A 19,616-nucleotide genomic window follows, 5' to 3' on the forward strand; every position below is an offset into this window, starting at 1 on the left:
GGATTGCTATATTAAATCAAATACTAATACAAGTGGAGCGATTACCCAAAATCATTACCCTAGTAAAAATCTCTTTATTGGTAAAAGTTATTAAGCAAATATCTACAAGAATAGCTGTAGTAATACCAGTTAATATTGAGAAACTTAATCTTAGAATTAATCATTAAAAATAAGGAATTTATCCGTTTTATCCGTATAGTTATTATTACAAAATACTATCTATATTTGTAGCACCGACTTTATAACCTACTTTATTCAAAATTAATCAGTGCGAGGAAGCAGTAAATACAATCCCCGATCAAAAATTTTATTTAAATTAATTTAAATTATGGTAGAAGGATTACAAAGCTTCTTTAAAAAAAATATATGTTGCTATCTTACTACAATACCAATTAATAATGAATAAAGGCACTTATGCGGAGGGCATAAAGAACAATTGGATGGAGTTTTATACCCTTGTTCCCTTTGATCGCGGGTAGAGGTCAGGAGTCATAATTCCCTTCTGCCTTCTGCCTCTTGTCCTCTACCTTTCCTGATAATTAACTTCAATAAATACTTCTCTGTTAACAAGTTTTTCAGTTTCTTATTATCAAATAATAACAATGATTAATACAGCTTTTACACCTTTCAAAGTCAAACTCAATAACACCTTAACTAAGAAAAAAATTGCGGTTTTACAAATTAATCTTGGTAAACGTTGTAATCTTGCCTGTACCCATTGTCATGTCGAAGCAAGTCCAAAACGAACAGAAGAACTTTCCTCAGAAATTTGCGAACAATTAATTGAACTAATTAATAGATTTCCTCAAATTAAAACAGTTGACTTGACTGGTGGTGCGCCAGAAATGAATTATGGATTTAAACAATTAGTTCAAGCTGCTAGAACAAATAAAAAAGAAGTGATTGTTCGTTCTAACTTAACGATTTATTTTGTTAAAGGATTTGCAGATATCCCAGAATATTGTGCTGAAAATCAACTGAGAATAGTTGCATCATTGCCTTGTTATTTAGAAGATAATGTCGATAAAATGCGAGGTTATGGCGTTTATAGTGAATCAATTAAAGCATTGCAATGGCTAAACAAATTAGGATATGGAAAAGATCCAAACCTAGTCTTAGATTTAGTTTATAATCCTCCCGTTCCAAATAAAAATCAATTTACCCTTCCTCCTAATCAAAAAAATCTAGAAGAAGATTATAAAAAATATTTAGAAGAAAACTTTAACATCAACTTCAACCAACTATTTACAATTACCAATTTACCTATAGGTAGAACTAAACTATATATGCAAAATAGAAAAATATATCAACCTTATCTAGATTTTTTGGAGTCAAATTTTAACTCTGAAACTGTAGAAAATTTAATGTGTCGAAATGAATTATCAATTGATTATTTAGGTAATGTCTATGACTGTGACTTTAATCAGATGGAAAATATCCCAGCTCAAACTAACAAAAGTGAAAAAATTACATTAGCTAAATTACTAGAAGCTAATAGTTTAGACATAATTGAAAAAGTACAGACAGCAAACTATTGTTACGGTTGTACAGCAGGTTGTGGCTCTAGTTGCAGCGGGTCATTAATCTAGTTTAAACTAACCCTTGAATAGTAGCTTGAGGATTAATTTCAAGGTGTTAAATTTCCTGAATTTCAAATTATGGTAATATCTAAATGAGCTATAATATATATTACTTATTGACATAAATAAATGCTAGAAACATCACTCAACTTATCTCCTACTTCTATGGCAGCCAGCTTTCAGGCACTTTCTGACCCATTAAGAATTCAAATATTAGAACTATTGCTTAAACAAGAGCTGTGTGTATGTGATATATGCGATCACCTTCAAGTTTCTCAGTCCAAACTGTCTTTTCATCTCAAAAATCTCAAAGAAGCTTCTTTAGTTAAAAGCCGCCAGGATGGTCGTTGGATATACTACAGCCTTAATTTATCTCAATTTGAAAATTTAGAAAAGTACCTATCAGAATATCAAAAAGTTAGTCCTTTACCAGCTAACTTTTGTGCCAATAATGATTAACTGCAATACTTGGTAAAAATACTTTGTATCCAATCTGAAAATCATAGAAATACTAATATTATTATCCGCTTAATTAACAAACTAGAGAGTACAAAGTTCTCCCAAAAAACTATTTTTTTTTAAGACTGAAAGTATTACTGGCAAAGGTTTACAGTACTTACATATCTGAATAATTTTTTTTACCTATTAGATCGCTGAAAGCCTCAGCTAGCAATAGTTATTCCAATAATTTTTCACTGTCTAGTAACAAATAACAATCAAAAAAAACTCTATCCTATCCTCATTTTGCCTTTTCTCTATTTTATTGTTTTCCGTAACTTATACTTAAGTCTTATGCATAAAAAAAATTGATAATTTTGCTCTATTCTCTCCTTTCATCAACAATCTTAAAGTAAACAAAATTATGAACTCAGTTTTGATAAGAATAAAAATTAGACATGAGGTGAAAAAGATATAGACTTTTTGTTCAAAGTAGAGAACAATTAACTGGGAAAAGAGAATAGTACCGCTACGCGGAAGTCAAAAGTTAAAATAGAGTATGTAGTTTTGAGGAAACCTCAGAATTACACATTCAAGACAGTCAAAAGTATTGATTTGTAATTGTTTTAGGATTTTTTAACCGGTCAGTTATTTCTGTCATCCTGCAATAGGTTTTTACGACCGAAGCAACTCAAATGAGATTACCATAGCACTTTGATATCCTCATACTGTCAAATCTAGCAATTATAACGGGGATTCCCAAACCTCACAATTCAGTTTTACTGCTTGAGTGGCACTTATCTAAGTTGAAAACAACCCACGACAGTACGCCTACACAGTCAATTTGCTCCATGATCTGCAAAGGCCACAGTAACACCTTAGTGTCAGTAAACCGAAATGACAACATAATTCTATCTGAGTATGATGTCAATTTAGACTTTTGCTACTCAAGGTCAGTATCTGTTTCTATCTTGGTCGCGATTCATTTCCTGGTAAATCGGAGATTATACCGGGATTCCTCAAAGCTCCATTTTAGATAGAATAGACAGCTGGACTATATTTGATTATTCCAAATAATGACCAGAAAATCAGGTCAATAGCATCCCCTTAACTGCGCCACAAGCTGTCGCCCTACAAAGGGATAAAAAGCAGTTGAGCTTCTGAGCTTCCCGTAGGATGGGATGGCGGACTGCGGAGTCGCTCCGTCAGAATGGGTTTCCTTTCCCCGCAGTGCCGAAAGGAATGTCATATCCAATTGACCAACAGAAAATAAAATTCAGTATTTTCAAGCCTCCTTATTCCAGCTATGCTTTATAAACATCTTTCTTAACATAAAACTTGACAAAATAGGCAAGTTGTGAATAAGTCTGGGATCATCTTTTTCGGGAGAAAATTGTATTGACAAAGACACTTTTTTGAGGACTGTAGACAAAATTCTTACTCCCCCCTCCTCCCCCTCTCCCCAAGCTCCTACAAGGGTTTCAGGAGTTCCTTATAAGGGATAGGTATTCCAGGAGGTACTAATAAATGATAAATGATAACTGTTAACTGATAAGTGAAATGACTAACCAACAAATAGAACGAAACATTAGACTGTTACTAGAAACTCGCGAATGTCCAAATTGTTACCTAGAAGGAGCTAGACTTGGAGGCGTAAATCTAGGAGGGGCCAATCTTGGAGAAGCAAAATTACCAGTAGCTAACCTGGCAGGAGCAAAGTTAGGTGGAGCGAACCTAGGTGGAGCGAACCTAGGTGGAGCTTACTTAGGTGGAGCTTACTTAGGTGGAGCAAACTTAGGTGGAGCTTACTTGGAAGGTGCCAATTTAGAAGGAGCTTACTTAAGTGGAGCGAACTTAGGTGGAGCTTACTTGGAAGGTGCCAATTTAGCAGGAGCAAATCTAGAAGGTGCCAATTTAGGAGGAGCTAACCTCGAAGGAGCTAGTATAGAAGGGGCACTCCTCAGTGGTGCAATTATGCCAGATGGTGCAAGACATGAATAAGTGAAATTAGGTGAAGTTTAGTAATTCTCATGCTTATTTCTGCTTAATTTGAGCAAGAGTATGGAGAATACTGGCTTCATCTTGATGAGATTCAGGATGAATGACCTTCCAAATTATGCATCCTATAAATTTTCTTAAGTGGATCTATAAAAAAGTCCATTCTTCCAGAATACCAATATCAGCAATTTTAGTTTCTGGTGGAGCAATTCTAAGTTTATTATTTTTCAGGTACTTAGGAGCATTGCAGCGACTAGAGCTATTTGTATTTGATGGGATGGTGCGTCTGGGCCCTGATGAAATCTCTGACCCCAGATTATTAATAGTAGAGCTTACTGAAGAAGATATACAGTATTTAGAACAGTGGCCAATATCCGACAAAAATTTAGCAGATGTTTTAGCTTCTCTACAAGAGCATCAACCCAAAGTAATAGGTATAGATATATACCGAGATGTTCCTAAATATCCTGGTTATACAGAATTAGTAGAACAACTACAGAAACCGAATGTTTTTGGTATTACTTTTATTGGCAATCAATTTGTGAGTACAACACCGCCACCTCCTAGTATCCCAAAGGAAAGAATTGGCTTTAATAATATTCCTCTTGATCCAGATGGTGTAGTTCGTCGCTATTCATTTTTTATTAATAATGATGAAGAAACAATGGTGGCATTTGCTTTACATTTAGCTCTTGCTTATCTCCAAGAATATGAAATATTTCCTCAGATAACGGAAAATAATGAATATCAATTAGATGACGTATCATTTAAAAAATTACAACCTAACTCTGGAGGATATCAACAAATCGATGCTCAGGGATATCCAATCTTAATTAATTATCGTAATTCTAAATCTATAGCTCCAAAAATTACGATCAAAGATGTTTTATTAGGTAATTTTGACCCCGAATTAGTTAAAAACAAAATTGTCATAATTGGTAATACAGCTTCTAGTAGCAACGACTTTTCTTTTACTCCTTACAGTTTTGCTCAGTTAAACTTGTTAAAGTCAAAGATGTCAGGAGTAGAAATTCATGCCCAAGCTACCAGTCAAATTATTAGTGCAGTTCTTGACGATCAAAAGCTATTTTGGTACTGGGATGAATCAACGGAAATACTATGGATTTTCATTTGGTCAATAGTTGGTGGTAGTATTGCTTGGCATATCAGACGACCTTTAATTTTGCTGCTAATTAATTTTTTAGCTTTAGGAGTTTTAGTAGCTATTAGTTATGGCATTTTTATCAATATGGGATGGGTACCTGTAGCATCACCAATATTAGGAATATTTATGACAAGTGGAGTAGTAATAGTCTACAAAATTCAGGAATCATGGCAACAACAAAATATGGTGATGAAGTTATTAGGCCAACAAACTTCTCCAGAGATTGCTTATGCTCTTTGGCAAGAACGTTCATATCTGATTAATAGTGGAATTTTACCTCCAAAAACAGTTACAGCAACAATATTATTTACTGACCTAAAAAACTTTAGCACTATCTCCGAAAAAAAAACTTCAGAAGCTTTAATGAATTGGTTGAATGAATATCTGAGTGCCATGACAGATATTGTGATAAATCATCACGGAATAGTCAACAAATTTACTGGAGATGGAGTTATGGCAGTATTTGGAATACCAGTACCTCGTACCAGTGTTAAAGAGATTGCTATAGATGCACAAAATGCAGTTAATTGTGCTTTAGCAATGGGTCAACATCTATCACAATTAAATCAAAAATGGCAACAACAAAATTCTCCAGAATTAAAAATGCGTGTAGGAATTTATACTGGAACTGTGACGGTTGGTAGTTTAGGTGGAAAAAATCGCTTAGAATATGGAGTAATTGGCGATGGTGTCAATATTGCTTCTCGTTTAGAAAGTTTTGATAAAGAACGTCATCCAGGAATTTGTCGCATTTTGATTGCTCAGGAAACTTTGGAATATTTAGATAGAAGATTTTCAGTAGAGCCTTGGGGTGATTTAAATTTAAAAGGAAAAAAAATACCAGTAAATGTATACTTAGTTACTGGGAAAAACTATTTTTAAATTAACCATAAACAATAAATAATTTGAAACTTTTACTCCTTATCAATTTTGCTATTTTTCTACAACCACAAAAATATATTAAACTATATTATCAATGCTCTAGTGCAGGATTGCATAAGTAAGTTATGGATAGAAATAAATGTAATATACAGCATCCGAACTAGGAACATTTGGGAGCCAATTGCGAGGAAAGCAATTGTAACTATGGGATTGTTTTCCTGGGTCACTCCACAAACATACCTCGCTTCGGAAATTTTAGATTTAATCTCACTTACCTACTTAAATAATCAGTTAAAATCATGTTAAAAAGTTGATTATACAAGCTTTATTCCGTTCTGCTTCTTCCCTTATGCTGTAAGAAGCATTCAGCCGTCAGCCATCAGCTAGCCTCCTATGGTCGGAACTACGTATATCAGCTATTGCTCTTAGTTTAGGATAAAAGCAATATTTAATTGTCTTACTACAAAAGTTGGTTCCTTTGCTCTTAAAGTCTATATTAATTTAAACACTGTCTTAATATTAAGAAACTCTTGTTGGTGAGAGCTGACTGCTAATAGCTGTTTGCGCAGTAGTCCGCAGGAAATGCTTACCTTATGCCAAATTAATAAATGTTTACTAAAAATAGCTAGGGTATTTCTTAGAAGTCAGAATGAATAGCTTCGATGCCATTTCTTAGTTCATAACTTATCTTATTAGCCAAATAGAAATCTCTTATACAGTCTTTTTATTGCTCTTTTTTCAAAATGGTATTATACATTTTTACACTAGCTAGTTACACAATTCATAAATGGATAAACTATAATAGTAATAAGTAATTAACACATTTACCCAAAAAAGGATTTCAGAATATGTATCTACAAAATTTCCGTTTTTCTATTACTCTCAAAACTATGATTTTGACATTAGTTTTAGGATTATTTACTACTTCTTTTCCCAGTAGTACATCGGCAAGTTCTACTAATTCTGCTAGTTTAACTAATGGTAAAGCAGATACTACTCTAGGTATTTCTCAAAATACCTTAGCAAATGTTACTCCTAGAGTCGAAGGCGGTTCAACAGGTACTTATGGTGGAGGATCGCGAGGACAAGATAATTGTGTAGATGAGGATCAAAAACCTCTAACACCTCTAATTCCCAAGATAAATAAAACACAAGAATTAACCCTAGTAACCTTAGCCTCACATCCAACAATTTATATGTATGTTCCAGAAAACACAGCCATAGCTGGAGAATTTATCTTGAAAGACTCTAGTCAAAAAATAGTTTATGAAAAGCTACTACCAGTATCAAATACTCAGGGCATTATACGCATTAAAATTCCCAGCAATCAACCAGAATTAAAAGTAGGTGAAAATTATAACTGGACATTCTCTTTAAGCTGCGAAGGAAGTGGTTATGGAACTGTTGTCCAAAGCTCAATTAAAAGAGTTAATCCCAACCCAAACCTGACCAAAGAACTACAGCAAAAATCAGAGAACGACCGCTGGTTAATTTATTCTGACACAGGTATATGGCACGAAAAACTGGATGCCTTAGCAGAAAAAATTAGTTCTAATCCGAATGATAAAGAACTTAAATCAGAATGGCAAAATCTTCTAAATTCAGTAGGTTTAAATGATGTAGCTACAGAGCCATTAAATTCAAGTAATTAGCAAGTTAATTCCATCAATCGAATTAGTTATATAACCAGATAGCTCAACAAGTAATACCATTTCTCAAAAACTTTTCTACATTTTATTGAGTAGGGGAGTAGGCGAGTGAGGGAGGAGTAAATATCATAATAATTCGTGCATTCTTATGGTTATAATTATCAAAAAAGTGATTTTTTCGGATTATTTACTGAAATAATTGAAGTTCCACCTAAGTATCGTATTACTTTTGGTAATTAGTATCAGATATGGATAAGGATAACTATTTTGGAATTACTAGAAAAATATCTGTTAGAAAACTAAGTATCAAATATAAATTTAATTAAAACTTTTTTCTAACAGTCATTCAATTTTTTTAATGGTTACCAAACATCTCTACAAACAAAGCAATTCAGTTAAACATAAGTATCTAAAGATGTCTAAAAAAAACTCAAAAAAATCATCCCAAAACACTCCATAGTCAGAATCGATGTTAAATGAAAATCAGATAAAAATCTGATAAGACTACAATTAAAATCAAGGTTTGTACCTCTATATACGAGTATCATATAAATTAATACCAATAACTATTGTAAACTCTGTATATAGATGAATAACCTAGAAAAAGAAACAAAAAAAAAGCCAAAATCAAACAAACTACTCAAACCACTATTAATCGTTTTTGTCGTAGCAACTCTCTTAATTCTTGCTCAGAAATTTAACGCTCAACAACTCTTGATCGATGCCCTAGATTGGATAAAAACTCTTGGCCCTTGGGGTCCCATAGCTTTTATTATTATTTATATCCTGGCCACAGTTTTATTCCTCCCAGGCTCACTACTAACTTTAGGCGCAGGTCTGTTATTCGGCCCAATTTTCGGTTCTATCTACGTTTCTATTGCTTCAACTATAGGAGCAACTTGTGCCTTCTTAGTCGGTCGCTATCTGGCACGAGGTTGGGTGTCCAAACAAATAGAAGGAAATGAAAACTTTAAGGCCATTGATGAAGCAGTAGCCGACGAAGGATGGAAAATTGTTGGACTAACTCGCTTATCTCCTATTTTTCCTTTTAACCTGCTCAACTATGCTTTTGGTCTAACTCAAGTATCTTTACCAGACTATTTTTTTGCTTCTTGGATTGGGATGATGCCAGGAACAATAATGTATGTATATCTTGGTTCCCTAGCTGGTAGTTTAGCAACTTTGGGCACAGAAGGAGGGACGCGGACCACAGCAGAATGGATTCTTTATGGAGTAGGTCTAATAGCCACAATTGCTGTAACCGTTTATGTAACAAAAATTGCTAGAAAAGCTCTACAGAAGAAAATTTCCTAATTTTTTGGTTCCATAGTGCAAGCAAAAAAAATTGGTAGTCCTGCATAGTAATGGTATATAAAAAACAAGGGATACTTGGCATGGGAGCAAGATGCTCTCACTGCCGGACCTTGTAACCCACATTCCGCACCACAAAATGTAGTATAAAAACATAAGTCAAAAGTCAGAAGAAAATTATAGTGGTCAATAGGAGGCAATGATTTAGTAAGTATTTATGCTGAATATTTAACTGAGAATTTGACTCCCGATCAAGGTAAATGAAGATAATTTATATATAGCAATCAGGAATCAGTTGTGAGAATTGAGGTGTTCCTTAAAAGTATGGAATATATCAATTATGATATTCATATGATACGTTTTTTTCTTCTTCTCTGTTCCCAGCTCCGGTGTTCCCTGTTCCCTAAAAGTTTCCAACATCTCACAACTCAAATCATATTGCTATAGTATAAATACTTTTCGGATAATCAGTTATAAAGACCTTATCTCTTTTAACCTTTCTTTCCCTTCTGCATTTTTTCTGCAAAGTATAAGTATTTAACTGGGCACAATGTTATACCATTTATGAAGAGCAATACTATATTTTATTATTATTTTTCTATCTCCCTATAACCTTAAAGATATATAGCAAACTTTTTGAGATTTGATATTATTTATAATTGTCGCCATGGATCGCTAAAATAATAAATCCTGACCACTTTTGTTCTTATAATTAATTGAATTATAAATCTCTATAATTTATGACCAAAAAATAGGGTCAATAACTCCTCCTTGGCTACTACACTAGCTGTAGCTCTACAAGAGGATGAAAAGTGGTCAAGGGATGGCAGACCGCATAAGGAATCTGCAAGAGTAGGTTTTGGAGCCATATTCAATGGACCAAGAGAAAGTAAACTTCAGTATTTCGGTGCCTCATGCTTTCCTAAGGAATGCTGCACAAACAGCGGTTGGTACTGATAACTGATAACTGATAACTGTTAACGAAGTTCCTCCGGAGGAGGCTAACTGAAATGACTCTCAAAGCTGTTTTGTTCGATTTTAATGGTGTAATTATTAATGATGAATTTATCCATGAAAAATTAATAGAACAAGTATTAATTGATGAAAATTTGCTACTTAGACCAGGGGAATACCATCAATTCTGTTTAGGAAAAAGCGACCGTGCTTGTTTAGAAAATATACTTACTGAAAGAAGTAGATATATTAACGAAGGATATTTAGACCAGTTAATTAAGCGTAAAGCTCTAGCTTATCAACAACAATTAGAAAGTCTTGAAGAGTTACCAATTTATTCAGATACGATAGATTTTATTTCTCAGGTTGCTAAAGCAAATCTGAAAATGGCTGTAGTTAGTGGCGCTCTTCGATCTGAAATAGAATTAGTCTTAAACAAAGCTAATTTAGGTGATTTTTTTAAGACAATTATTGCTGGAGATGATGTCGAAGCTAGTAAGCCAAAACCAGATGCTTATTTGTTGGCAGTGAATATTCTAAATCAACAGTATACAGACATGAATCTACAACCTTCAGAATGTCTAGTAATAGAAGATACTTTTGCCGGAATTGAAGCAGCTAAGTTAGCAGGAATGTCTGTGGTTGGTGTCGCCCATACTTATCCTTTTCATATGCTCCAGCGTTTGGCCAACTGGTGTGTAGATTATCTATCTGACCTTGAATTAGAAAGAATACAAAAAATTTATCAAGAAATTAATTCTTAAATATTTGTTTGTATAGAAGAATACTGTTTTTTAGACAAAAAAAGTATACTTACACCTAACTCAAAAGTATGTAAATTAACTTAACTTTAATCTTTAGTCTGAGCGAATAACTATGGAACTTTTTGAATCCCATCAAAAATAAGTAAAGAACAACATCGGTTTGTAAAGATATTGGTAATAATTGTAACTTATTGTGTTTAACCACTTCTGATATGGGTAGATTTCAGTTACCATTAACTAAATATAAAAGAATAGTTAAAAAAGCATAAGATTGGAAATATATGTGCTTTAGGCTACGTTCTGGTTACTAACTAGCCTGTACCAATCTGCCAAAAAGATGATTATCTATACTTATATGGAGATTTTATGACTCCCACAATGTTGCGTCAGCTTTGGTCTTTAATCGAAAACTCCCAAGCTACAACCCTAATATCTCTAGATGATGCTACCCTGGTTCAATGGTTAATCAAACAATTGAAAACTAGAAATGCCCTCAATGGTAAGGAAGCAGATTTGATTAACGAATATATCCAGTCTCGGTTGTCTTTAATTAGAGATTTAGCTGAAGAACGTTTGGGTAGCGAACCTTCACCGTCGGTGTAGTAAAAGTTCTACAGAAATATAGTCGTATATAGTCAAATATAATTAGAAACTATTCAAATAAATATAGCTAAGAAAGAATTGGTTAGGACATAAACTAATGACAAATTTTCCCAACTTTTGCTTGTTGCTTGCTCCCTGCGACAGCAAAAAATGTGGAAAGTATTTGCTGGAAATACCGCAGAAGCGATCGCCAAGTTAAACCTTATGGTAGTTTTGAATATGTTATTTTTCTCAGATCAAAAAAATCGTAATTAACTATGCAAAAATGGTTATCTCTGCTAGTAGCAACTGTGTTGGTGGTACTACCATTAACAGCTTGTGAAGAAGAAAGTCAACAAGCCACCAGTCGTCTAGATATAGTAAAAGAGCGTGGTAAATTAAACTGTGGGGTAGAAGGAGCTATACCAGGATTTAGCTTTGTAGACCAAGATGGCAACTACTCAGGAATAGATGTGGATGTCTGCAAGGCAGTAGCAGCAGCTTTATTTAATGATCCAAATGCTGTAGAATATCGTAACCTAGATTCAACTGAGCGTTTCACAGCTCTCAATGGTGGAGAAGTAGATATGCTTTCTCGAAACACAACTTGGACAGTAAGTCGAGATACCACCGTAGGTCTAGAGTTTGCCCCCACAACATTTTATGATGGTCAAGGGATGATGGTCCGTACTGATAGTGGGATTAATTCTTTAGAGGGTCTGCAAGGCAAATCAATTTGTGTAGAAGCAGGTACAACCACAGAACTAAACTTAACAGACAATCTCCGTAAACGAAACATTGAAGCTGAGACTTTAACATTTCAACAAGCAGATCCAGCTTATGCCGCTTATGCAGAAGGGCGTTGTGATGGGATGACTTCTGATAAATCTCAGTTGTTGGGTCGTCGTAGTACTCTACCTAATCCAGATACCCATACTATCTTAGATGTTACTATGTCCAAGGAACCTTTGGGTCCTGTGACGAAAAATAATGATTCAGCTTGGTTTGACGTGGTTAAGTGGGTAACTTACGCTTTGATAGAAGCTGAGGAATTAGGTATTACCCAAGCAAATGTAGATGAAAAGATAAATTCTGATGACCCTACAATCAAACGCTTTTTAGGAGTAGAGGGAGACCTGGGCGAAGGTTTGGGTTTGAGTAATGATTTTGCTTATAGAGTCATTAAGCAAGTAGGCAACTATGGTGAAATTTATGGCCGTAACTTAGGAGAACAATCTCAATTTAAGTTACCTCGCGGTCAAAATAATTTATGGACAAATGGTGGGTTACTTTATTCCCCTCCATTCCGTTAAAAATTAATGGCTTTATAGATTTGGGAATTAATCTACACCTTTTCCCAAATCTTTAATAGTAGAAGGAAGAAGTAAGAAGAAATAAGGAAGAAGGAAAAAGGAAGAAGGAAAGACTTTGCTTTGTCTGAGTTTTAAGTTTTTGATATGTCTTAACTTTTCCTTCGACTGCTATATATAGCATCTAGATAATTAGCGATCGTACTCCGACAAAAAGACTTTTTTAGCAAACTCTATACAGTATTGAAAACCCAAAAAAAGCTAAAATTCTGTATAAATTAATTAGCGATCACTCCAATACATCATATAGCAGAAGGAACAAGGAACAAGGAACAAGGAATTTAGGGATTTTCCACAGAAAGTCTTGACCAAATAATTAATATTTAAAGTTTATCTAGGGATATGCTACGGGATGTCTTCCTAGGAGGGAAAAAAAGAAAAAAAACCGAGAAAAAGACTTTTTCGAGAAATTCCCTTGCAGTATTTAACATTCAAAAAAAGCTGAAATTATATATAAATTAATTAGCGATCGTACTCCGACAAAAAGATTTTTCAGTAAACTCCATACAGTATTGAACACTCATAAAAAGCTGAAATTTTGTATACATTAATTAGCGATCGCTCCAATACATCCGATACATTCAATAATTAATAATTACCTCTCAAAAGAAAACGGAATTGATTGACTAATACCAAGTTGATAAATGTTTGCTACAAATAGTTAGGGTATTTATTATAATCCAGGATTTAGAATTTAGAATGCAGAATGGATAGATTTAATACCATTTTTGATGTTGTAAATTACCTTTTTCGTGAAACAGAGTTTATCTGAAAGTCTTTTTCTGGGTGCTTATTATTCGTAACATTCTTTTTTCAAAATGGTATAAAAGGAAAATTTTTTCTTTTTTCTCCTTTATCATTAGGACTTACACAGATACGCTATATATAGCGCTCAAGACTATTGGACAATAGTATTTGAATCTATAAATAGTGCCTTTGCGTAAATCCTGTATCCTTTAAAGGAGAGGCTTTAAACCTTAATTATTTGGTAAATCAAAAGTTCTTAGCAGAATATTAAAAAGAAATTATGCAAAAATGGGTATATTTGCTCTTGACAACTTTGCTATTTTTACATACTTGACAGGTTGTGAAAATTCCCAATCTGAACCAACCCCACCAGGAAAAAGTCGTTTAGATGTTGTGAAAGAACGTGGCAAACTACATTGTGGTGTAGAAGGCAGCATACGAGGATTTAGTTTTGTAGACCAAGATGGCAACTATTCCGGAATAGATGTTGATGTCTGCAAGGCAGTAGCAGCAGCTTTATTTAACGATCCAAATGCTGTGGAATATCGTAACCTATATTCAATTGAGCGCTTCACCGCTCTCAATAGTGGAAAAGTAGATATGCTTTCTCGAAACACTACTTGGACTATTAGCCGAGATACCACCGTAGGTCTAGAATTTGCCCCCACAACATTTTATGATGGTCAGAGCATAATGGTCCGTGCTGATAGTGGGATTACATCTTTAGAGGGTTTGGAAGGCAAATCAATTTGTGTTGAAGCAGGTACAACCACAGAACTAAACTTAACAGGCAATCTCCGTCAACGAAACATTGAAGCTGAGACGTTAACATTTCAACAAGCAGATCCAGCTTATGCTGCTTATGCAGAAGGACGTTGTGATGGGATGACCTCCGATAAAACTCAGTTGTTGGGTCGTCGTCAAACTTTCCCTAATCCCGAACAACATATTATTTTAAATACTACCCTTTCAAAAGAACCTTTGAGTCCTGCAACAGTAAATAATGATTCAGCTTGGTTTGATGTAATTAAATGGGTAATTTATGCTTTGATAGAGGCTGAAGAATTAGGCATTACTCAAGCAAGTGTAGAAGAGAAAAAAAATTCTGATGACCCAACAATAAGACGTTTTTTAGGAGTAGAAGGAAATCTGGGTGAAGGTCTAGGTTTAAGTAATGATTTTGCCTATCGTGTAATTAAGCAAGTGGGCAACTATGGTGAAATTTATGACCGAAACTTAGGCAAAAATTCTCCATTTAAACTACCTCGCGGTCAAAATAATTTATGGACGAATGGCGGTCTACTTTATTCACCACCCTTTCGGTAAAAATTTTAAACAATAAAAATGATTGACCAGGAAAATCAAAAAATTCCACTATGGCGAGATGAAAGATTTTGGCGCATTGCTTTACAAGTTATCGCCATAGTAATTTTTATTACGGTTTTAGCTATGATGATTAGCAATCTTAACCGTAACTTAGCACAACAAGGTACACAATTTGGATTTAGTTTTCTAGGAAACGAAGCTGGATTTAGTATTAGTGAAAGTATTCTTCCCTACAAAGCAAAAGACCCTTATACTCAAGTATTATTAGCAGGTTTTATTAATTCCCTGCAAGTAATGATTTTGGGGATTTTCTTCACAACAATAGTGGGAATATTAGCTGGAATTTCTAGTTTTTCTCAAAACTGGTTACTACGAAATTTGAATCTGGTCTATGTAGAAGTAGTCAGAAATACCCCTCTACTATTACAGTTATTTTTCTGGTATTTTGCAGTTTTTTTCACTCTTCCCAAACTAGAAGAAAAATTAGAATTACCAGGACCAATATTTATGAGTAAACGAGGAATATCTATTCCTTGGCCGGAAAATACTCTCAATGTTTGGTTATGGTTAATGGTGTTAGTTGGGGGAGCGATCGCTATTATATTTATTTGGCAGTGGCGAAATAAGTTAATGACGGAAAAAGCTACCACTGGTCAACCTCAACTTATCGCTATAATTAGTATTGGAATTCTTGAGTTATTAATTATTATATTTGCTCTAGGTTGGCAAGCACCCATAGCAACAGAAACAGGCGCAACACAAGGGGGATTAAATTTAACATTAGAGCTATCAGCTTTACTAGCAGGATTAGTATTTTATACAGGTGCATTTATTGCTGAAATTGTTCGTTCTGGTATTCAAGCAGTGCCAAAAGGACAATGGGAAGCAGCAAGGTCTTTAGGATTAAAATCAAGTTTAGTAATGCGGTTGGTAATTTTTCCCCAGGCATTAAGGGTAATGATTCCACCATTAAATAGCCAATATATGAACTTAGCAAAAAACTCTAGTTTAGCAATAGCTATTGGTTATCCAGATTTATATTCTGTTGCTAATACTACTTATAATCAAACAGGTCGTCCAGTAGAAGTATTTATCCTCATTATGGCAGTTTACCTTTCTATAAATTTGATAATTTCATTGTCTATGAATTTCTTCAATAAAAGTGTTCAACTAAAAGAAAGATAACAAAACAATGAATAATGAATAATTCTTCATTAGGGTTTGCTGAATAAAGTCTTTTGCTAGGGGTAGAATTCAGGAGTCAGAAGTCAGGAAAAATAGGAATTATAAAGGAGGTAGTCGGAAAAGTTTGCCCTTAATTTTTCTGCCATAATCGTCCCTAAACAATAGCTTTATGCAGCTCTTTCCACTGAAAAGCTCATATTTTTTTAGACAAAAAAATGGTACAACCAATATCAGTCAATTCTTTGAGATTCGATAGTTCAGCAACTAACAATTAACAGTTATAGGACTTACGTAGATACGCTATATAGCGCTACGCGCTAGGCAACAGGCAACAGGCAACAGGCAACAGTAAACAGTGAGTGGGTTTGGTGGATTTAGAAATGTCCTAACCTAAACTTGTAGTGCTATATATAGTGCTCAAAACTATTGTCCAACAGTTACTTTACTCTATAAATAGTGCCTTTGCGTAAGTCCTGAGTTAATAATTACCTCTTCTTAAAACGGATAGGATTGACTAAAATTATTTTTTTAAGTAGTCGTGCAAAATCAATTTCCTAGTTGAGAGAGGAAACAGGGAACAGGGAATAGGGAACAGGGAGAAATAATTAATAATTTCTGGATAAGATTGGAGATATATAATAGACTTGTCGCTTTATAACTAAAAAAAACTGGCAAACACAAGTCAAGTAAGGATTTCAGTAATTGTCATCTAAAAAAGTCTGTAATTAATGCTGTGTCTTGATTTGAGCTATTTTTTTCATCTATTTAGCGACAACTCTAATAAAATGTGTAATTAATTTTGCATAAGCACTTATTTTCTCTCCTATTCAAGGGGAGGCTTCAAGGCGTGAATTGTTGAATTAATAATTATTAACTATCAACTCTTAATTATTAATTATTCATTATTCGGTAGACCCTAATTATATGAAAACAATTAATACTCATAAATTATCAGCACCTCCATTTCAGGAAAATAATCCTATAGAATGGCTCAGACAAAATTTTTTTAGTACCTGGTACAATACCTTATTAACTATAATCCTACTCAGCATTATTACCAAGGGAATAACAGGCTTTATATCTTGGGCAATAACTCAAGCAGAATGGGAAGTCATCAAAGTTAATTTGCCACTATTAATGGTAGGTAGATATCCTAAAGACCAATATTGGCGCATCTGGTTAATAGTTGGCATAATTTCTAGTTTATCTGGTTTTTCTTGGGGAGTTATTGCTAGAAACTCAGCCACATTATTTTCCCAACCAGTATTAACTTTTCTAGCTGTTATACCTGCCATTTTATTATTAATTCCAGTAACAACCCCATTCAAACTCTTACTGATAGGAACAGTTATTTTAGTTATTAGTACTGCTTGGGCAGGAAAAATTTTAGGCAAAAAAATTCCAAATATAGGTAAATCTATATCTTTTATTTGGTTTATAGCCTTTCTCTTAACTATCTGGTTAATCGGAGGAGGATTAGGCTTAAAATCTGTATCTACAAACGACTGGGGAGGTTTAATGTTAACTATATTAATGGCTATAGTTAGCATTTTTTTATCTTTTCCTCTAGGAATTTTATTAGCCCTAGGCAGACAAAGTAAATTACCAGTAATCAAAATATTTTCTATTGGTTATATTGAAATTATTCGAGGATTACCTTTAATCTCAATCTTATTTATGGGGCAAATTATGATTCCCCTATTTCTACCAGATGGAATGCGACCAGACCGAATTTTACGAGCAATATTAGGATTAACTTTATTTAGTTCAGCTTACCTAGCAGAAAATATTAGAGGTGGTTTACAGTCCGTACCTAGAGGTCAAACAGAAGCAGCCAAAGCATTAGGTTTCAATACTCCATTAGTATTAGGATTAATTGTGTTACCTCAAGCGTTAAAAGTTGCTATTCCCTCAATTGTAGGTCAGTTTATTAGTCTATTTCAGGATACAACTTTATTATCAATTGTAGGATTATCAGAATTGTTACGCATGAGTCGCTCAATTTTAGCTCAACCAGAATTTTTAGGAGATTATGCAGAAGTTTATTTATTTGACGGCATACTTTTTTGGATTATTTGTTATGCCATGTCAATTGGTAGTCGGCAGTTAGAAAAAAAATTAAATACCGATCATTAAGTCAAAAGTTAAAAGTTAGAAAGTTAAAAACAATAACTCATAATAATCTTTTTTCTTAGTCAAATATAAAAACTAGACGTTACCTAAATAACACAGGAGCATGAAAGTCATCGTCTTTTAAGCGATGGATGAAAGACGAGTCGTCGGATTTTAATCCGATGTATTTTATTTGACCGAAAAGCCACGTTGAAGGCCCCCGTGTTTGAACCGAGGGGATGAAAACAAAGTAGTCCTTTGGACTAGACAACTAAAGTTTTTCTCTGTTACTATGATCGACAATAAGTTTTCGTTCGGCCCGTTTCCAATGTACTGTTGTCAGCAAGTTTTAGTAAATAAAAATTCTGAATTAATTGATATCTTAACATTCTTATGTGAACAGTCTCACAAGCTCACTAACATGGGAATATATTATGCCAGGCAACTATATTTTAAGTCTCAAAAAGGCATTGGCAAGTATGACGCAAGAAAAGCTATACAAAAAGAACAATCACTATAAAGTTCTACATCTCTCTTGCAGCACAACAAATATTGAGAACCGTAGCTGAATCATTTCGTTCTTATTATAGTCTAATAAAAGCCTACACACAAGGAAAAATATCGGACAGACCAAGGATTCCTAACTACAGAAAAAAAGGTGGAATGGCTACAGTTAGCTATCCCAAACAAGCATTAAAACTTAAAGATCATCTTCTTAGAGTACCACTAGGTAATATCTGTAAGCGTTGGTTTGGTTTAGATTGTTTTTATATTCCAATGCCAAGTAATTTCGCATTTTCTACTCTCAAAGAACTGAGAATATTACCGAAAAACAGATGCTTTACCCAAGAATTTGTCTATGAAAAAGAAGTATTAGTTAAACCTCTATTAAATCAAGAAAATGTATTAGGAATAGACCATGGTTTAAATAATTGGGTGACCTGTGTATCTAATGTGGGTACGAGCACGGGTTGTAGATGGTAAACATCTCAAATCAATGAATCGTTGGTACAACAAACAAGTATCAACTATCAAAGAAAATCAACCGACTGGATTTTGGTCAAATAGACTAGCTTCTATTACTGAAAAGCGTAACCGTCAAATGCGTGACGGTATAAATAAAGCAGCTAGAGTAGTAATTAATCATTGCGCACAAAAATTCTATTGGTACAATAGTTTTTGGTTGGAATCAAGGTCAGAAAAATGAAATCAAATTAGGAAAAAAAAGTAATTCAGAATTTGTACCAATTCCCACAGCTAGACTTAAACAGAGAATAGCTCAGTTATGCTCTGAATATGGGATTAGATTTATAGAAACCGAAGAAAGTTATACAAGTATTGCTTCATTTTTAGATGGTGACAATCTACCTAATTATGGTGAGAAACCCAATGATTGGAAACCATCAGGAAAAAGAATAAAGCGTGGTTTGTATAGAACAGGTAATAATTGGTGTATTAATGCAGACTGTAATGGGGCTGCAAATATCATCACAAAAGTAAGCAGAAAGCTAGGGTTAAACTTAAGCCAACTGTGTAGGGGCACTTTGACTTGT

General features: G+C 34.0%; 15 protein-coding genes. 14 read left to right on the top strand and 1 reads right to left on the bottom strand.

What is annotated here, in order from left to right; translation table 11 throughout:
• Positions 1 to 602 precede the first annotated feature (602 nt).
• From arsS to AC3DU7_RS06085, 14 genes are all read left to right on the top strand, one after another.
• Positions 603 to 1,589 (top strand): arsenosugar biosynthesis radical SAM (seleno)protein ArsS, encoded by a 987-nt coding sequence (arsS, locus tag AC3DU7_RS06020; RefSeq protein WP_488038446.1) that lies wholly within the window; start codon positions 603 to 605, stop codon positions 1,587 to 1,589.
• 120 nt (positions 1,590 to 1,709) lie between these two features.
• Positions 1,710 to 2,039, top strand: coding sequence for an ArsR/SmtB family transcription factor (locus tag AC3DU7_RS06025; protein WP_488038447.1), 330 nt, complete (start codon positions 1,710 to 1,712; stop codon positions 2,037 to 2,039).
• A 1,539-nt stretch (positions 2,040 to 3,578) separates the two neighbouring features.
• Positions 3,579 to 4,019 carry a pentapeptide repeat-containing protein gene (locus AC3DU7_RS06030; protein WP_293118270.1) on the top strand — a complete coding sequence of 147 codons (441 nt, stop codon included), beginning with the start codon at positions 3,579 to 3,581 and terminating at the stop codon, positions 4,017 to 4,019.
• Positions 4,020 to 4,119: 100 nt separating this feature from the next.
• Positions 4,120 to 6,063 carry a CHASE2 domain-containing protein gene (locus AC3DU7_RS06035; protein WP_488038448.1) on the top strand — a complete coding sequence of 648 codons (1,944 nt, stop codon included), beginning with the start codon at positions 4,120 to 4,122 and terminating at the stop codon, positions 6,061 to 6,063.
• A gap of 848 nt (positions 6,064 to 6,911) precedes the next feature.
• A complete protein-coding gene (locus AC3DU7_RS06040) occupies positions 6,912 to 7,715 on the top strand; it encodes a DUF928 domain-containing protein (RefSeq protein ID WP_488038449.1) in 804 nt (267 codons plus the stop codon).
• A 585-nt stretch (positions 7,716 to 8,300) separates the two neighbouring features.
• Positions 8,301 to 9,026: a TVP38/TMEM64 family protein gene (locus AC3DU7_RS06045; RefSeq protein WP_488038450.1), complete on the top strand. Its 726-nt coding sequence runs from the start codon at positions 8,301 to 8,303 to the stop codon at positions 9,024 to 9,026.
• 1,007 nt (positions 9,027 to 10,033) lie between these two features.
• The gene (locus tag AC3DU7_RS06050; protein WP_488038451.1) at positions 10,034 to 10,741 is read left to right on the top strand and encodes an HAD family hydrolase; all 708 of its coding nucleotides are present in this window, start codon (positions 10,034 to 10,036) and stop codon (positions 10,739 to 10,741) included.
• 366 nt (positions 10,742 to 11,107) lie between these two features.
• The gene (locus tag AC3DU7_RS06055) at positions 11,108 to 11,344 is read left to right on the top strand and encodes a hypothetical protein (RefSeq protein ID WP_488038452.1); all 237 of its coding nucleotides are present in this window, start codon (positions 11,108 to 11,110) and stop codon (positions 11,342 to 11,344) included.
• Positions 11,345 to 11,601: 257 nt separating this feature from the next.
• Positions 11,602 to 12,636: an amino acid ABC transporter substrate-binding protein gene (locus AC3DU7_RS06060; RefSeq protein WP_488038453.1), complete on the top strand. Its 1,035-nt coding sequence runs from the start codon at positions 11,602 to 11,604 to the stop codon at positions 12,634 to 12,636.
• Between the two features lie 1,092 nt (positions 12,637 to 13,728).
• The gene (locus AC3DU7_RS06065; protein WP_488038454.1) at positions 13,729 to 14,766 is read left to right on the top strand and encodes an amino acid ABC transporter substrate-binding protein; all 1,038 of its coding nucleotides are present in this window, start codon (positions 13,729 to 13,731) and stop codon (positions 14,764 to 14,766) included.
• 18 nt (positions 14,767 to 14,784) lie between these two features.
• Positions 14,785 to 15,951 (top strand): amino acid ABC transporter permease, encoded by a 1,167-nt coding sequence (locus AC3DU7_RS06070; RefSeq protein WP_488038455.1) that lies wholly within the window; start codon positions 14,785 to 14,787, stop codon positions 15,949 to 15,951.
• 924 nt (positions 15,952 to 16,875) lie between these two features.
• Complete coding sequence (locus AC3DU7_RS06075; protein ID WP_488038456.1) at positions 16,876 to 18,087, top strand: amino acid ABC transporter permease; 1,212 nt, start codon at positions 16,876 to 16,878, stop codon at positions 18,085 to 18,087.
• Positions 18,088 to 18,726: 639 nt separating this feature from the next.
• Positions 18,727 to 19,047, top strand: a complete 321-nt coding sequence (locus AC3DU7_RS06080) for a hypothetical protein (RefSeq protein ID WP_488038457.1) — start codon at positions 18,727 to 18,729, stop codon at positions 19,045 to 19,047.
• Positions 19,016 to 19,270 carry a hypothetical protein gene (locus tag AC3DU7_RS06085; RefSeq protein WP_488038458.1) on the top strand — a complete coding sequence of 85 codons (255 nt, stop codon included), beginning with the start codon at positions 19,016 to 19,018 and terminating at the stop codon, positions 19,268 to 19,270. The genes AC3DU7_RS06080 and AC3DU7_RS06085 overlap by 32 nt, the downstream gene beginning before the upstream one ends.
• 165 nt (positions 19,271 to 19,435) lie before the next feature.
• On the opposite strand, the gene AC3DU7_RS06090 is transcribed toward AC3DU7_RS06085, so the two are convergent.
• Positions 19,436 to 19,616, bottom strand: a 181-nt coding sequence (locus AC3DU7_RS06090; RefSeq protein WP_488038459.1) for a hypothetical protein, incomplete at its 5' end; no start/stop codon positions are given.

The organism is Okeania sp. (genome assembly GCF_983059655.1).

Bases quoted from the DNA above. Each gene is read 5' to 3' on its own strand.
- AC3DU7_RS06070 (WP_488038455.1), top strand. From the start codon at position 14,785: ATGATTGACCAGGAAAATCAAAAAATTCCACTATGGCGAGATGAAAGA.
- AC3DU7_RS06045 (WP_488038450.1), top strand. From the start codon at position 8,301: ATGAATAACCTAGAAAAAGAAACAAAAAAAAAGCCAAAATCAAACAAA.
- arsS (WP_488038446.1), top strand. From the start codon at position 603: ATGATTAATACAGCTTTTACACCTTTCAAAGTCAAACTCAATAACACC.
- AC3DU7_RS06065 (WP_488038454.1), top strand. From the start codon at position 13,729: ATGGGTATATTTGCTCTTGACAACTTTGCTATTTTTACATACTTGACA.
- AC3DU7_RS06035 (WP_488038448.1), top strand. From the start codon at position 4,120: ATGACCTTCCAAATTATGCATCCTATAAATTTTCTTAAGTGGATCTAT.
- AC3DU7_RS06085 (WP_488038458.1), top strand. From the start codon at position 19,016: ATGTGGGTACGAGCACGGGTTGTAGATGGTAAACATCTCAAATCAATG.
- AC3DU7_RS06050 (WP_488038451.1), top strand. From the start codon at position 10,034: ATGACTCTCAAAGCTGTTTTGTTCGATTTTAATGGTGTAATTATTAAT.
- AC3DU7_RS06025 (WP_488038447.1), top strand. From the start codon at position 1,710: ATGCTAGAAACATCACTCAACTTATCTCCTACTTCTATGGCAGCCAGC.
- AC3DU7_RS06055 (WP_488038452.1), top strand. From the start codon at position 11,108: ATGACTCCCACAATGTTGCGTCAGCTTTGGTCTTTAATCGAAAACTCC.
- AC3DU7_RS06080 (WP_488038457.1), top strand. From the start codon at position 18,727: ATGGCTACAGTTAGCTATCCCAAACAAGCATTAAAACTTAAAGATCAT.
- AC3DU7_RS06030 (WP_293118270.1), top strand. From the start codon at position 3,579: ATGACTAACCAACAAATAGAACGAAACATTAGACTGTTACTAGAAACT.
- AC3DU7_RS06040 (WP_488038449.1), top strand. From the start codon at position 6,912: ATGTATCTACAAAATTTCCGTTTTTCTATTACTCTCAAAACTATGATT.
- AC3DU7_RS06060 (WP_488038453.1), top strand. From the start codon at position 11,602: ATGCAAAAATGGTTATCTCTGCTAGTAGCAACTGTGTTGGTGGTACTA.
- AC3DU7_RS06075 (WP_488038456.1), top strand. From the start codon at position 16,876: ATGAAAACAATTAATACTCATAAATTATCAGCACCTCCATTTCAGGAA.